The following is a 13,167-nucleotide window of genomic DNA, read 5'->3' on the forward strand; positions in this document are numbered from 1 at the left end:
AACTATGGAGATTATTATTATAAATTTCAGAAACAGTTTCTAAACGCTCTAATCTTTAAGCCCATGCGGTTCGGTGTAAATCACCGTAATTTGCAGCGGGTTGTCGTCCGAACCCTTAAACAGACGTGCCGAATTGACTTCAAGGTCGTGAGACGAAATACCAATCACTTTGTTCTGAGAGTCCTTTTCTACCTGAACGGGAACGAGCAACAGTTTATCCCACCCTTCGGGACGTTCATCAGAGTTTCTCATTTCGGCAAAGATGTAGCTAATCAAACGGTTCAGCGATGAGAACGAATAAGAGTTGGTAGTGCTGTTATAAGTAGCAAGGAAAGAAGTACGGTTGTCGTACGAGTGGTTTCCTTCGAAGAACTCCTTCAAATCGTTCTTGCGCAACAGCAACAAGTATTGGGGCGTTCCCATTTCGATGCCGTTTTCACGGTTTTCGATGGTGTTACGATACTTTGTCAAGGTGAGCGACACAGAGTTCAGCGTATCCGTCTTCAAGTCGTCATACATCTGCTCCAAAGGCAGTGTAATCTCCGTCCACAGTCCGGCAGGCGTTTTCAGGTAAGTATCTTTCGTCTTGTTGGCATCCGTCACAAAGTCATCCAGCTTTTCATCGTTATTCAGGCGGGTGCTCATGAAAATTTCTTTCGTAGCCGCGAAAGCATAATACGAACTAACCGTTGAGTCTTGGTCTTGTGAACCTTTGATGGTATAATCGAAATACGTGCGCAGCCAGATGTCCTGAATGTAAAGCACGCTTCCCTCTCCGCTTGTATTGTGGACGTAGAATCCTTTCAGCACGTTGTTGATAAACGTATTGGCATCCTTAAAATATTCGCGATGGTTTACATACATATCCTGAAGATACTCGCTGAAAGTCATGTCCGTTCCCGGCACTTTGGTCTTGTCCAAATCGATAACCACGCTCGGATAATAAGTCTTTTGTCCGCTTGAGTTCGTGGCATTACGGATTGAGTCGCTTACCGACTTGTCATAAGCTGCATAATCTTTCTCGCCGATAACCTGAGTCTGCGCGTACTGATAAGGGTCGTACGTTGTGTAATAAATATCCGCATCATTACCGTCGTCGTTGATTTCCACATCGTCTTTCAGCAGGTTTATCCCCACCTTCATCGGTGCGAGCGAATCGCCGTAATAGCTCATATAATACAATTCGAGCTGGGTTGAGGTGATTTTCTGGAATGTCGACGGATAAGCAAAATCCTCCGGACAGTTTACCTGCGTGATGAAATCGGCGGTAAATTCGCCAAAATCAGGGTCGGTAATCTTACCCAGATAAGCACTGCTCGTACGTGAATAAACACCTCTCCCGTCTGATATGTCCGACACCTTCACCGTTTTGGTTTCCACGTTATACGTAGTGGCGTATGCCTTTATCTGGTCTTCATCAGCCACAAAGTCACCAATACCCGTTGTACTGTCGTCGCAGCTATATAGAGTGGCGGTAAGTCCGATTATCGCCAAGAACTTGAATTTCATGTTATATTTCTTTAGTTGAATTATTATTTTGCAGCAGCTTCCCACACTTGGTCGTAGAACGCATCGCAAGCATCGGCATACGCATCGCCAGCCTGATAATCCAGCACAGGGATGTTTAAGCTACGCGCGTAATCCATCACCTGCGGGTTTACGTTTTCGCTGTTCTGTATCACCCCGTCTGAATAAGCCACTGCCAGTTTACACAGTTCGTCATAGTTTACCGGCGTCTTTATCATATTCACGTCTTCCGGCGTAACTCCCTTCAGCAGAAGCTGCTGCGTAAAGTTGGCATCCAAGTCAGACTTGAATCCGTCGCCGTAAACCGAGAATATCACTTTCGAATCTCTGAACGAGGGTTCTTCGTTATACGCTTTCTTAATATATAAAGGAACCATCGCGCTTATCCAGCCGTGGCAATGGATGATGTCCGGACACCAGCGCAATTTCTTTACCGTCTCCAATACGCCCCGTGCGTAGAATATCGCCCGTTCGCCGTTGTCGTCGTAATCATTGCCATCCTCGTCCGTAGTCATCTGGCGATGAGAAAAATAATCGTCATTATCAATGAAATAAACTTGCCGGCGGGCTGCCTGTATGGATGCTACCTTAATAATCAGGGGATGGTCTGTGTCGTCGATAATCAGGTTCATCCCTGAGAGGCGGATAACCTCGTGAAGCTGGTTACGGCGTTCGTTAATATTTCCCCACTTAGGCATGAAGGTTCTGATTTCTCTGCCTTTATCTTGAATAGCCTGCGGCAAATCACGACCGATTACAGACAATTCGCTGTCCGGTACGTAAGGAGTAATTTCTTGTGTAATGAATAAAACTTTCTTCGCGCTCATTTTTAATTAGTTGTTGCTCTTATATATAAACTCGTGCAAAGATATAAAAAAAATGGACGCGAACCCCCATTTGCGTCTGCGAATAAATGTTTATAGTTTGTTAATATATTATGATACAGGGTTTTATGTATCACAATTTTATCGCGATAAACCCCTCGTTCCATGCGGTAAAACATACGAAAACTTCCGCATGTGTCTCACTGCGGTAGCCGTAGCGTCAGAAGCTGGCAAAAAAGAAATTTCGGCACCTGCAAGGTTATCGTAACAAAATAATACTTAACTTTGCGCCGCTTTAAAATTAAAACGGTTAAAAACCAAAAAGATAATGAAGTTAATTCAAACTATTAAGGAGTTGCGTGCCGAGTTGGACGGGCTTCGTAAAGCAGGAAAAACCATCGGACTGGTTCCTACGATGGGGGCTTTACATGCAGGTCATGCTTCGCTGGTGAAACGTGCCGTTGCAGAAAACGATGTAGTAGTGGTGAGCGATTTCGTTAATCCTACCCAGTTTAACGACCAAAACGATTTGTTGAAATATCCGCGTACGCTGGATGCCGACTGTGCCTTGCTTGAGGCGTGCGGAGCGGCTTACGTGTTTGCTCCTTCGGTGGAGGAGATTTATCCCGAGCCGGACACACGCCGGTTCAGCTACGCGCCGTTAGACACGGTGATGGAAGGCAAGTACCGCCCGGGACACTTCAACGGGGTGTGCCAGATAGTAAGCAAGCTGTTCCTTATCGTTGAACCTACACGTGCTTACTTCGGCGAAAAAGACTTCCAGCAGCTTGCCATCATCCGCGAAATGGTGCGCCGCTATCCGTTTGCGATAGAAATCGTGGGTTGCCCCATCGTGCGCGAGGCAGACGGGCTGGCGCTGAGCAGCCGTAACACGCGACTGAACGCGGAGCAGCGCCAACAGGCTTTGCAGATTTCGAAAACGCTGTTCGACAGCAAGGAATATGCCCGGACACACACACTGGAGGAAACGCGCCGCTACGTGGAAAACCGCATCGACAACGCCGAAGGGCTGCGACTGGAGTATTTCGAAGTGGTAGACGGCAACACGCTGCAAACCGTAACGCAATGGGAAGACAGTGCGTACATAGTAGGTTGCATTACCGTCTTCTGCGGTGAAGTCCGATTGATTGACAATATAAAATACAAGGAGTAAAGCGATATGATGATAGAGGTGCTGAAATCGAAAATCCACTGTGTGACTGTAACCGAGGCGAACCTGAACTATATGGGCAGCATCACCATCGACGAGGACTTGATGGACGCTGCAAACATGATTGCGGGCGAAAAAGTGCAGATTGTAGACAACAACAATGGCGAACGGTTTGAAACTTACATCATCAAGGGCGAACGTGGTTCGGGCTGCATTTGCCTCAACGGTGCGGCGGCACGCAAGGTGCAGGTGGGCGACGTGGTAATCATCATGTCATACGCGCTGATGGACTTTGAGGAGGCGAAAAGCTTCAAACCGTCAGTAATATTTCCCGACACCGAAACCAACCGGTTGCTCTGAGTAGGAGGCTGTAATATCCAAAGAAATACTCGTAGGGGCGTATGCGATACGACAAACCGACCTATTTCAAACATCCGAGCACAGGTCATGCAGCCGGAGTCATCGGCTGATTCAAACCATCGGCTTTAAAACCATGACAGAAAGCTCCGCCGAGCGTCTGCCCTTCCCTATCGGGAGCAAGACACCGGGCGGAGCTTTTTCGTCTCTCCCCGCTTCCGCCACGGACGGAAACCCGCTCTGAACAAAATCTTCTTTTCAGCATATTTCTTTACCGATACTTTCTTTTTTCGAGAATTAACCCTACTTTTGTCAGTGAAAAACTAATAACTGATAGACTAATGAAAGTAGGATTATTTATTCCCTGCTACATCAATGCCGTTTATCCGCAAGTAGGCGTTGCTTCTTATAAATTACTGAAAAGTCTGGGCGTAAACGTTGACTACCCCTTAGACCAGACCTGCTGCGGACAACCGATGGCTAACGCAGGATTTGAAGACGAATCCGTAAAACTGGCGAAACGATTCGACCATCTGTTCGAACAATACGATTACATCGTAGGCCCTTCGGCAAGCTGCGTGGTTTTCGTACGCGATAATTATGGACGCCTTTTAAGCAATGAGCAACATCGCTGCCAGAGCGAAGGAAAAATTTACGACATCTGCGAGTTTATCCATGACGTGATAAAGCCCGCGTCGCTGCCTGCATCGTTTCCACACAAGGTAAGTATACAAAACAGTTGCCACGGCGTGAGGCTGATGCACCTTTCATCGCCCAGCGAACTCAACATCCCGTATTACAACAAGCTGCGCGACTTGCTGTCGCTGGTAAAAGACATCGAAATAGTTGAACCGGAACGCCCTGACGAGTGCTGCGGCTTCGGCGGTATGTTTGCCGTAGAAGAACATGCCGTTTCGGGACAGATGGGACGCGACAAAGTAAACCGCCACATTGCCACGGGAGCCGAATACATAGCGGGTGCCGACAGCTCGTGCCTCATGCACCAGAGTGGCATCATCGCACGCGAAAATCTCCCGATAAAGACCATACACGTTGTTGAAATATTAGCTTCAGGACTATGAGTACGAAACATTCAAAAGCAGCCGAAGAGTTCCAAGCCAACAAGGGCTTGGCGGCATGGCACGACGAAACGCTGTGGATGGTGCGTGCCAAACGTGACAAGATGAGCAAGCAGCTTCCTGAATGGGAGCACCTGCGAGACATGGCTTGTGCCATCAAGATGTACAGCAACAGTCACCTTGACCAACTGCTCACCGAGTTTGAGAAAAATGCGCAGGCAAACGGGGCGCATGTCTACTGGGCTAAAGATGCGACGGAGTATTGTTCCATCGTGTATAACATCCTGAAGGGGCATAACGTGAAGCATTTCATCAAGAGCAAATCGATGCTGGCGGAGGAGTGCGGACTGAATGAGTTTCTGGAAGAAAAGGGCGTAGAGGTAGTGGAAAGCGACCTCGGCGAACGTATTCTCCAACTGATGCACAAGAAGCCGAGCCACATCGTCATGCCTGCCATTCATATAAAGAAAGAAGAGATAGGCGAACTGTTTGTGCGCGAAATGAATACCGAACCGGGAAACAATGACCAGACGTATCTGACGCACGCCGCACGCAAGAACCTGCGCCACAAGTTTATCGAGGCGGAGGCTGCCATGACGGGGGCCAACTTTGCCGTGGCATCGACGGGTGAGTGTGTGGTATGTACGAACGAGGGCAACGCCGACATGGGTACTTCGCAACCGAAGCTCCAGATTACGGCGTTCGGAATGGAAAAGATTGTGCCCGACCGCGATTCGCTGGGCGTATTCACCCGTCTGCTGGCTCGTTCCGGCACGGGGCAACCCATTACCACTTACACGTCGCACTACCGCAAGCCGCGTCCGGGAGGAGAGTTGCACATCATCATCGTTGACAATGGACGCAGCCGCATCCTTGCCGAACAAGATCATATCAAAACGCTGAACTGCCTGCGTTGCGGGGCGTGTATGAACACCTGTCCGGTGTATCGCCGCAGCGGGGGATACTCGTACACGTACTTTATCCCCGGCCCTATCGGTATTAACTTGGGGATGCTGAAAGCTCCTTTGCATTATTACGACAATGTTTCGGCTTGTTCGCTCTGCCACTCTTGCCAGAACGTATGTCCGGCTAAAGTGGACTTGGCAGACCAAATCTACCGCTGGAGGCAGAAGTTAGACTCATTAGGCGTGGCAAGTTCGGCGAAGAAAAACATGTCGGGCGGCATGAAGTTCCTGATGGAGCGTCCGGAGTTGTTCAACTTCGCTCTGAAAAACGCGCCGATAGTAAACGCCATGCCTCGCTGGATGCTGTATAACAGCTTGAACGACTGGGGAAAGGAACACGAAATGCCCCGCTTTGCCAAAGAGAGCTTTAACGATATGTGGAAGAAAAACAAAGTGAAGTAAACCATGAGCAGCAGAGAAGATATATTACAGAGCATCCGCCGGAACACGCGGGTGCGCTATGAGAAGCCTGACTATGCGCCGTTAGAGGAAGAAGCTACGCGGTATCCCGACTTGGAGGCTCGCTTCAAGGAAATCATGACGCAGGTGGGCGGACAGGCTGTCACGCTGAAAAAAGGAGATGACATCAACCAAGTAATCAAGAGTTTATATCCTGAAGCACGGCGCATCGCATCGACCGTCGACGAGGTAACGACCTCTGATGGGAAGAAGCTGGCTATCACCTGCGCCACTTTCCATCCGGACGACGTGGAGACTCCGGGCGAGCTGGACGGAACCGACCTTGCCATCATCGACGGACGCATCGGTGTGGGCGAAAACGGTGCGGTATGGATTCAGCAGGACGTAGAGCAGCGTGCCATTTATTTCATATCCGAAGCGTTGGTGATTCTGCTCGACCGCCGCAACCTCGTAAGCAACATGCACGAGGCTTACAAGCGCATCGACACAGGCGAATACGGTTACGGGGTATTTATCTCAGGTCCGTCGAAAACTGCCGACATCGAACAGGCATTGGTGATGGGAGCGCACGGAGCGCGCAGCGTCACAGTGATTTTGGTGTAAGGAGGCAGGATACATACAGATACAAAATTCCCTTGCAGATGCGTTGAACTGCAAGGGAATTTTATTATACCAATGAAATAATGTAAAAGTAAACCACGGCAGCGGGAATCGCCATGAGGGAACTGTCAAAGCGGTCGAGCATTCCGCCGTGTCCGGGAAGTATATTACCGGAGTCTTTGATGCCCAGCGTGCGTTTCAGCAACGATTCGGTCAAATCTCCCCATGTACCGAAAACCACGATAACCAATCCTAAACCTACCCATACGCCGAGACTCAGGAAGGGGAAGAAATGTGCCATCACGAATGCGGCTATCACGCAGAACACTGCTCCGCCTATCGAGCCTTCCCATGATTTCTTTGGCGAAATACGCTCGAACAGACGGTGTTTACCAAACAACACGCCCGTACAGTAAGCACCCGTATCGTTCACCCAGTTGAAGATGAAGATAGACAGCGGAAGTATCGGATTATACTCCGATGCGCTACCGGTTACGTTGGTATGAAAAGCCAGCACGTTAAGCAGCGCAAACGGCAGGGCGATGTACATCTGGCTCATCATGGTGTACGCCCAGTTATGCAGCGGATTCTTACGCTTCAGATAAAGCTCGCTCACCAGCAGGTAAATGACGAGAAACAAGTAGGGTATCAACACCGACGAATCGCCGGGCGCCACGCCGAGGTAAGCGAATCCAAAAAACAAAAACACGCCTGCCAGCATACAGATAGGTTTGTTGATTATCACCTCGCCGCTTTTGCCGACAATGCTTCCGAATTCCCAGATTGTCAGTGCAGAGATAAGGGCGAACAGGATGGTAAACGGAATGGGACCTCCCAAGATACATCCTACCAGCACCGCAACGAAAACTATTCCCGTTATTGTTCTTTGGATGAAATTATTTTTCACTTTCGTCTGTATTTATGGTTACTTTTTCATGTCGTTTTCACCGCCTTCTTGCGTATTCTCAGGCGCTTCTTCTTTCGTGTCTCCATCCGACGGCTGCGAAGGTTCGGGCAATGCCTCCGGCTTCGAGTCTGCTGCCTCTAACGCCATGATTTCTTCCGAACGAGACGCCCACGGACGTTTACCGAATATACGTTCTACGTCTTCGGCAAAAATGACTTCTTTTTCTATCAGCAACTGTGCCAACTGGTTATGTCCCTCCTGATGTTCTCTCAGCAAGGCTTTCGCACGGGCATATTGCTCGTTTATCAGCATCTGCACCTCTTGGTCTATCACCTCGGCAGTATGTTCGCTATACGGCCTGTTGAAAGCGTATTCGTCGTTATTATAATAACACAAGTTGGGCAGGCGGTCGCTCATGCCGGCGTAGGCTATCATGCCGTATGCCTGCTTGGTAACACGCTCCAAGTCGTTCATGGCACCGGTAGAGATGTGTCCGATGAATACCTCTTCGGCAGCACGTCCTCCCAGTGTGGCACACATTTCGTCCAACATCTGTTCTTTGGTGGTAATCTGGCGTTCTTCGGGCAGATACCATGCTGCGCCGAGCGCACGGCCGCGCGGAACGATGGTTACCTTAATCAGCGGATTGGCATGTTCCAAGAACCAAGATATCGTAGCGTGACCGGCTTCGTGGAGTGCTATCGCACGCTTTTCGTCGGCTGTCATCACTTTGGTTTTCTTCTCTAACCCGCCCACGATACGGTCGACCGCAGCCAGAAAATCTTCTTTTCCTACGGCACTTTTCTGATGACGTGCCGCAATTAGGGCAGCCTCGTTACATACGTTGGCTATATCTGCACCGCTGAATCCCGGTGTCTGCCGTGCCAGCAGGTCAACATCAACGGTACTATCCAACTTCAGCGGACGGAGATGTACGCCAAACACCTCTTTGCGTTCGTTCAAGTCGGGCAAATCAACATAAATCTGACGGTCGAAACGTCCGGCGCGCAGCAATGCCTTGTCCAAGATGTCGACACGGTTGGTAGCCGCCAGAATAATCACCCCGCTGTTCGAGCCGAAACCGTCCATTTCGGTAAGAAGCTGGTTCAGCGTGTTTTCGCGTTCGTCGTTACCACCCATGCTGGGGTTCTTTCCACGCGCACGCCCCACGGCATCTATCTCGTCGATAAAGATGATACAGGGCGACTTTTCTTTCGCCTGACGGAAGAGGTCACGGACGCGCGAAGCTCCCACACCTACGAACATTTCTACGAAGTCGGAACCCGAAATCGAGAAGAAAGGCACATCCGCCTCGCCTGCCACCGCCTTCGCCAGCAAGGTTTTACCCGTTCCCGGAGGGCCGATAAGCAACGCTCCCTTAGGGATTTTTCCACCCAGTTCGGTATATTTCTGAGGCTGTTTCAAGAAGTCGACGATTTCCTGTACCTCCTGCTTGGCGGCAGCCTGACCAGCCACGTCTTTAAACGTAATCCGGTTAGCTCCTTTTTCAAAGAGCTGTGCTTTGCTCCGTCCTACGTTAAACACATTTCCGGGCGAGCCTGCACCTCCTCCTCCACCCATGCGGCGCATGAGGAAGAACCACAGCCCGATGAAAAACACAATCGGCATGATGTTCCAGAAGATGGCACCGAGGTAATCACCCTTCTTGTCATAGTTAATATCGCCCGTAAAGTTGCCTTTGGCGGTCTGTTCGTCCAAAAACTTGTCTAATGTTTCTATCGAGCCTACCTGTACTTTTACGGCAGGGCTGCGTCCCACCTTCGAGGCATCTTTCTGAAACACATCGACGATATGTTCCGGCTTGATATACATTTCCACCGTATTGTTATCGTAAGCAACGATTTTGCTTGCATACCCCTTGCTCACCATTTCCTTAAACTCAGTATAAGAAACCTCTTTGCTCATACTGCCTCCGTCGCTGGAGAAATAAAGGAATGCGAAAACCAGCGCTATCACCACATACAGCCACGTCAAGTTAGGGCGCGGCACGTTGATTTTCGGTTTGTTCGGGTTGTTATCAGAGTTGTTAGGAGTTTGATTCATAGTTTGTTCTTCAAAATAAAATTAATCAATATCAGGGATTGACGTGAGTTTCGCATCCGCCCACAAATGTTCCAAATTATAAAATTCGCGCATTTCGGGCAAGAATACATGAACCATCACGTCGCTGTAATCCATCGCTACCCACTGGGCGTTCCGTGTTCCTTCTACTGCAGAAACCTTGTCTCCCGTTTCTTTTCTCACGTATTCCTTCACCGAATCGGTAATGGCAAGAACCTGAGCAGGAGAATTCCCTTGACATATTACAAAATATTTACAAATCGTATCTTCAATGCCGGTTAAGTCTGCTATGATTATTTTTTTCCCTTTCTTTTCCTGAATGCCTTCCGTTATTTTTTTTACCAGTGTATTCGTTTCGTTCATTCTTCTTAAATCTTAAATAAAATTGAAATCGTTAGTGGGGCAAAGATACTTGCTTTTCTGCATTTCACGAAAGAAAGCCGATGTTTTCTCGCTCTTTTTGTATTTTTTAGATGCTTTTATTAGAAAAATACTGCCTTTGCAAAGTTTTTAAACGGTTTTTTCGCATAAAAAAGCCGAAAAACCTTTGTTTGTTCCAAAAAAGTTGTACCTTTGCACCGTCATTTCAAAAAGATGACACGCTGACATGATTTTGGGCTATGGTGTAATGGTAACACAACAGATTCTGGTCCTGTTTTTCTTGGTTCGAGTCCGAGTAGCCCAACTTCATTTATGGCGACAGAAGTTTTCACGGAGAAAATACTGCCGACCGTTAGTTTGGGCTATGGTGTAATGGTAACACAACAGATTCTGGTCCTGTTTTTCTTGGTTCGAGTCCGAGTAGCCCAACTTCTTTATTTCCCCTATGTTTTTTATTTGTTATTGGTGCGAGCAGGAGCGTATACTCCCCCTTGCCCCCATAACTGTATCTGTACGTTAATAGTCTTGACCAGTATTGTATTTACAATTTCTATTTCTTATACTTCATCAGCATAATAACCGGATTAGATTCCTCATCCAGCGTAGAGGCAATTTCTTTCAGCTCACCTTTCAGCCCGTTATCCGTATATGCCTCCACAAGCCCGTCTGCCGCCAAAGCCTGATAGGTAGCAACCTCCCCATTCCCGACATTGCTCGTCAAGTCCACCTCCTGCTTCCCGGTATAGTCGGCGTTGATAACCACTGGTTTAAATAAGGCATCTTCTTGCTTGTCATACATCAGATCCGCAACAGGGAATCCCCGTCCACTCGCAACATCGAACTTCTTTTCCATTGTCCGGATAAAACAATAACGCTCTGTTACGGGGCCCATGGTAATCAGCACCTCAGGTTCGCCCGAAGATTGCTTCACAAGAAAAGGAGTCAACCGGTTATTTTCAGGCTGATAACTGTACACCGTATCGGAAGAGGTTTCTACAAGAAGCCAGCTATCCCGACACGGAATCAGCAAGCGCACTGATGCCACGGCTACAACATCCCCTTGCTGCACATAAGGAGCGTTTACTGTCTTGAAAGGTATGGGAATCCCCCGCGTAATACTGCCGTCTTGCTTCGATATGACCGCGTGATAAAATTCCTTATCCTTCTCTTCCCCGTCTTTATAATATACAGACATATCATAACAAATAAGATTGTCTTTGTCGTAATTGAATACATCCATATAAGTAGCACCTCCTACGGGTTTGAAACTCCGTTTGAAATTGCCGGACAAATCATACACCAATATCTTTTGCGAAGAGTTGACAAACATTTCCTCGTTATCCTCGTCCAGAACAGCACTGACAATGAAAGGGTATTCTTCACCCCCTTGTCCTTTTCTGTTTATCTTTCTTATCCCTTTGCCCGTTGCCCTGTCGAAAACATAAATATCCCCATCGTTGGCGTAGTTTTTCACCAAGATGTACTTATCGCCTATTGCCATTACAGCACCTTGAGTCACAAATTCATCGTTCGTTTCCAGCGGGATATATTCCACGTCCATAAACTCCTGAAGGGTCACTTCCTTTTCCGGATAATCAGCTTTCACATCCACGGTAAGGAGCGTATCGGTCTTATCGGCCTGTTTGCATCCCGTCGTTCCCAGTCCCAATAAAAGAAATGGGCAAAGCACCGAAATAATTGCTTTTTTCATAAGACATAATGGTTTTAATTAATAATAGATTCCACTCCTTATTTATAGCAGAACTCGTAGAGGGACATTTCCGTCCCTGCTTATAAAACCGCAACCGCCTTACGTATATTATCCAAAATTGCAGATAATCTGCTGTCACGGCGTGCCACCTGCATATTATAAGCAGACTGCATGTTTATCCACAGACAGGCAGGAGTTCCTGTAGCCGCCTCAATTTTCAGTGCGTATTCGGTCGTTATAGGACGTTTACCGTTTATCACTTCGTTAAGGACAGAGTAAGAAACACCGATGATATCGGCAAACTTTCTTTGCGACATCCCACGCGCCTCCAATTCGTCTCTAAGAATTTCACCGGGATGTATAGGCACTGACGGTTGCAATTCGTGCGGAGCATAAATTTTTCTTGCTGTTTCCATAATCTCAGTTATTTATAGTGATTACTAATATCTAACAAACGGCACACGGTTACTATTTGCTCTCCCATAATATCTCGAACAGTAAATTCAAGACGGTATTTACGATTTATCCGAACAGATGAAATACCTTTTTTATCACCTTGCAAAACCTCATAATTCAAAGAATTGTAACGAAACAAATCATTAACAGTGTTTGCCGACAACAATACAAAAACCACCTTTTGATAACCTTTTATTACCTCTGGCTGATAGCGGTATTTCTTATCATTCGTCTTTCCTTCCGTATAAAGCTCTCGCAAATAGTCCTTATCAAATTCTATATACATACTCAGTCCGTTATACATGCAAAGGTAGTTTTTTTTCAGATATTCGCAAATAATCGAACATTCAAAAAAAATACCTGCATTAAAAACACAAAGAAACGCTACGGCTTGCGTCCTGCAATCCTACCGCTTAAGCCATCCGATTCTATTCGTAGGACTCGTCCGTCTAAGCGGTAGAATTTTTCCGGTCGGGAGGATGGGTTGGAAACAGATTGGAAAATAGGGTTGAAAGAGAGGCGGGCACCGGGTGCGAAGCGCGCGTTTATCTTAAATTTAACAACCTAACATTTAAAACATGTTATAAAACACAGTTTTAGGGCGGAAATATTTGCAACGTTGGCGGAAGTGCGTATCTTTGCACTGTGTTTTTCATAGTATTAGATTTAAGGTTAACAAAGGTTGGA

Annotated in this window: 13 protein-coding genes and 2 tRNA genes; 7 read left to right on the top strand and 8 right to left on the bottom strand. The window is 47.5% G+C overall.

Going from position 1 to position 13,167, the window contains the following annotated elements:
- Positions 1 to 48: 48 nt before the first annotated feature.
- A complete protein-coding gene (locus M3085_RS02040) occupies positions 49 to 1,509 on the bottom strand; it encodes a DUF4270 domain-containing protein (RefSeq protein ID WP_178257103.1) in 1,461 nt (486 codons plus the stop codon).
- A 23-nt stretch (positions 1,510 to 1,532) separates the two neighbouring features.
- Positions 1,533 to 2,354, bottom strand: coding sequence for a glycogen/starch synthase (locus tag M3085_RS02045; protein WP_178257104.1), 822 nt, complete (start codon positions 2,352 to 2,354; stop codon positions 1,533 to 1,535).
- A 325-nt stretch (positions 2,355 to 2,679) separates the two neighbouring features.
- On the opposite strand from M3085_RS02045, the gene panC reads away from it, so the two are divergent.
- The 5 genes from panC to M3085_RS02070 all read left to right on the top strand — a co-directional run bounded on the left by panC (position 2,680) and on the right by M3085_RS02070 (position 6,946).
- Positions 2,680 to 3,525 (top strand): pantoate--beta-alanine ligase, encoded by an 846-nt coding sequence (gene panC / locus M3085_RS02050; RefSeq protein WP_191710445.1) that lies wholly within the window; start codon positions 2,680 to 2,682, stop codon positions 3,523 to 3,525.
- A gap of 6 nt (positions 3,526 to 3,531) precedes the next feature.
- Entirely contained in the window at positions 3,532 to 3,882 is a 351-nt protein-coding gene (panD, locus tag M3085_RS02055; protein WP_191710444.1) for an aspartate 1-decarboxylase, read from the top strand.
- A 338-nt stretch (positions 3,883 to 4,220) separates the two neighbouring features.
- Positions 4,221 to 4,961 carry a (Fe-S)-binding protein gene (locus M3085_RS02060; RefSeq protein ID WP_178257107.1) on the top strand — a complete coding sequence of 247 codons (741 nt, stop codon included), beginning with the start codon at positions 4,221 to 4,223 and terminating at the stop codon, positions 4,959 to 4,961.
- Positions 4,958 to 6,325 (top strand): lactate utilization protein B, encoded by a 1,368-nt coding sequence (locus tag M3085_RS02065; protein WP_249052187.1) that lies wholly within the window; start codon positions 4,958 to 4,960, stop codon positions 6,323 to 6,325. Before M3085_RS02060 ends, M3085_RS02065 begins: the two co-directional genes overlap by 4 nt.
- A 3-nt stretch (positions 6,326 to 6,328) precedes the next feature.
- A complete protein-coding gene (locus M3085_RS02070) occupies positions 6,329 to 6,946 on the top strand; it encodes a lactate utilization protein C (protein ID WP_178257109.1) in 618 nt (205 codons plus the stop codon).
- Positions 6,947 to 7,010: 64 nt separating this feature from the next.
- On the opposite strand, the gene M3085_RS02075 is transcribed toward M3085_RS02070, so the two are convergent.
- Genes M3085_RS02075 through rsfS form a run of 3 tightly spaced genes read right to left on the bottom strand, consistent with a single transcriptional unit; the run spans position 7,011 to position 10,295 of the window.
- The gene (locus tag M3085_RS02075) at positions 7,011 to 7,850 is read right to left on the bottom strand and encodes a phosphatidate cytidylyltransferase (RefSeq protein WP_178257110.1); all 840 of its coding nucleotides are present in this window, start codon (positions 7,848 to 7,850) and stop codon (positions 7,011 to 7,013) included.
- Between the two features lie 18 nt (positions 7,851 to 7,868).
- Positions 7,869 to 9,914 carry an ATP-dependent zinc metalloprotease FtsH gene (gene ftsH, locus M3085_RS02080; RefSeq protein ID WP_249052188.1) on the bottom strand — a complete coding sequence of 682 codons (2,046 nt, stop codon included), beginning with the start codon at positions 9,912 to 9,914 and terminating at the stop codon, positions 7,869 to 7,871.
- 21 nt (positions 9,915 to 9,935) lie between these two features.
- On the bottom strand, positions 9,936 to 10,295 hold the full coding sequence (gene rsfS, locus M3085_RS02085) for a ribosome silencing factor (protein WP_191710441.1): 360 nt from the start codon (positions 10,293 to 10,295) through the stop codon (positions 9,936 to 9,938).
- A gap of 251 nt (positions 10,296 to 10,546) precedes the next feature.
- Here rsfS and M3085_RS02090 point away from each other — a divergent pair.
- Both M3085_RS02090 and M3085_RS02095 read left to right on the top strand, forming a co-directional pair.
- Positions 10,547 to 10,617, top strand: a tRNA-Gln gene (locus tag M3085_RS02090).
- A 54-nt stretch (positions 10,618 to 10,671) separates the two neighbouring features.
- A tRNA-Gln gene (locus M3085_RS02095) sits at positions 10,672 to 10,742 on the top strand.
- 121 nt (positions 10,743 to 10,863) lie between these two features.
- Here M3085_RS02095 and M3085_RS02100 read toward each other — a convergent pair.
- The 3 genes from M3085_RS02100 to M3085_RS02110 all read right to left on the bottom strand — a co-directional run bounded on the left by M3085_RS02100 (position 10,864) and on the right by M3085_RS02110 (position 12,766).
- Positions 10,864 to 12,024 (bottom strand): 6-bladed beta-propeller, encoded by a 1,161-nt coding sequence (locus M3085_RS02100; RefSeq protein WP_249052189.1) that lies wholly within the window; start codon positions 12,022 to 12,024, stop codon positions 10,864 to 10,866.
- An 80-nt stretch (positions 12,025 to 12,104) separates the two neighbouring features.
- Positions 12,105 to 12,440, bottom strand: coding sequence for a HigA family addiction module antitoxin (locus tag M3085_RS02105; protein WP_204501079.1), 336 nt, complete (start codon positions 12,438 to 12,440; stop codon positions 12,105 to 12,107).
- Positions 12,441 to 12,448: 8 nt separating this feature from the next.
- Complete coding sequence (locus M3085_RS02110) at positions 12,449 to 12,766, bottom strand: type II toxin-antitoxin system RelE/ParE family toxin (RefSeq protein WP_204501077.1); 318 nt, start codon at positions 12,764 to 12,766, stop codon at positions 12,449 to 12,451.
- Between the last annotated feature and the right edge of the window lie 401 nt (positions 12,767 to 13,167).

Source organism: Bacteroides caecicola (assembly GCF_023337095.1).
In the GTDB taxonomy this organism is placed as follows: domain Bacteria; phylum Bacteroidota; class Bacteroidia; order Bacteroidales; family Bacteroidaceae; genus Phocaeicola; species Phocaeicola gallinarum.

Coding starts and splice junctions, on each gene's coding strand:
- ftsH (WP_249052188.1), bottom strand. CDS start 9,914: ATGAATCAAACTCCTAACAACTCTGATAACAACCCGAACAAACCGAAA.
- M3085_RS02060 (WP_178257107.1), top strand. CDS start 4,221: ATGAAAGTAGGATTATTTATTCCCTGCTACATCAATGCCGTTTATCCG.
- panD (WP_191710444.1), top strand. CDS start 3,532: ATGATGATAGAGGTGCTGAAATCGAAAATCCACTGTGTGACTGTAACC.
- rsfS (WP_191710441.1), bottom strand. CDS start 10,295: ATGAACGAAACGAATACACTGGTAAAAAAAATAACGGAAGGCATTCAG.
- M3085_RS02100 (WP_249052189.1), bottom strand. CDS start 12,024: ATGAAAAAAGCAATTATTTCGGTGCTTTGCCCATTTCTTTTATTGGGA.
- M3085_RS02045 (WP_178257104.1), bottom strand. CDS start 2,354: ATGAGCGCGAAGAAAGTTTTATTCATTACACAAGAAATTACTCCTTAC.
- panC (WP_191710445.1), top strand. CDS start 2,680: ATGAAGTTAATTCAAACTATTAAGGAGTTGCGTGCCGAGTTGGACGGG.
- M3085_RS02070 (WP_178257109.1), top strand. CDS start 6,329: ATGAGCAGCAGAGAAGATATATTACAGAGCATCCGCCGGAACACGCGG.
- M3085_RS02040 (WP_178257103.1), bottom strand. CDS start 1,509: ATGAAATTCAAGTTCTTGGCGATAATCGGACTTACCGCCACTCTATAT.
- M3085_RS02110 (WP_204501077.1), bottom strand. CDS start 12,766: ATGTATATAGAATTTGATAAGGACTATTTGCGAGAGCTTTATACGGAA.
- M3085_RS02105 (WP_204501079.1), bottom strand. CDS start 12,440: ATGGAAACAGCAAGAAAAATTTATGCTCCGCACGAATTGCAACCGTCA.
- M3085_RS02065 (WP_249052187.1), top strand. CDS start 4,958: ATGAGTACGAAACATTCAAAAGCAGCCGAAGAGTTCCAAGCCAACAAG.